Here is an 826-nt window from a genome sequence, read left to right on the forward strand (position 1 = left end):
GCGGATCGGCAGGCGCTGAACCACGCGGCCGGCGGCGTCGAGCGCGGCGAGCAGCGGTACGCCGCTGCCCACCAGGATGGCGAGCGTGCTGGCGAAGCGGGTGGCGTCCAGGCTGCGCAGGTGGCGACCGAGCACCGGCAGCGCGAGCAGGCGGCGGTCGAAGGCGTGGCGGATGCGCTCGTCGCGCAGCAGCGCGAGCGCGCCGAGCAGGGCGGCGGCGCCCGCGGCGAGCGCGAGCCAGCCCCAGTCGCGGATGAAGTTCGACACCCCGATCATGAGGCGGGTGAGCAGCGGCAGCGCCTGCTTGCTCTGCGCGAACACGCCCACCACCTGCGGCACCACGAAGACCATCAGCCCGGTCACCACCAGCAGCGCCACCACCGCCACCAGGGCGGGATAGATCAGCGCCTGCATCGTCTTGCGCTGCAGGTCGGCGCCACGCTCGAGGTGGTCGGCGAGCTGGTTCATCACCGCGGCGAGCTCGCCGGACTGCTCGCCGGCGGCGATCGCTGCGCGGTAGATCGGCGGGAAGGCGCCGCTGTGGCGGTCGAGCGCGATGCGCAGGCTGTGGCCGGAGACGACGTCGGAGCGGATCGCCGCCAGGGTGTCGTGCACGCGCTCGCTCTCGGCCTGCTCGATCAGCGCCGACAGCGAGTGCTCGACGGTGAGCCCGGCGGCGAGCAGGGTCGCCCACTGCCGCGACAGCAGCGCGAGCGCGTTTACCGGCAGGCGGCGGCGCGCCTGCACGCGGGCGAGCCAGCCCGGGCGCTCGGCGGCGGTGCGGGCCTGCTGGCCGAGGTCGATGACCTCGACCGGATGCAGGCCG

At 74.8% G+C, this 826-nt stretch carries 1 protein-coding gene; it reads right to left on the bottom strand.

Going from position 1 to position 826, the window contains the following annotated elements; translation table 11 throughout:
• Window positions 1-826: type II secretion system F family protein (locus tag C667_RS23490; protein WP_004391021.1), on the bottom strand; the 826-nt coding region annotated here is incomplete at both ends.

The sequence above is a fragment of the Thauera phenylacetica B4P genome (assembly GCF_000310225.1).
Taxonomy (GTDB): Bacteria; Pseudomonadota; Gammaproteobacteria; order Burkholderiales; family Rhodocyclaceae; genus Thauera; species Thauera phenylacetica.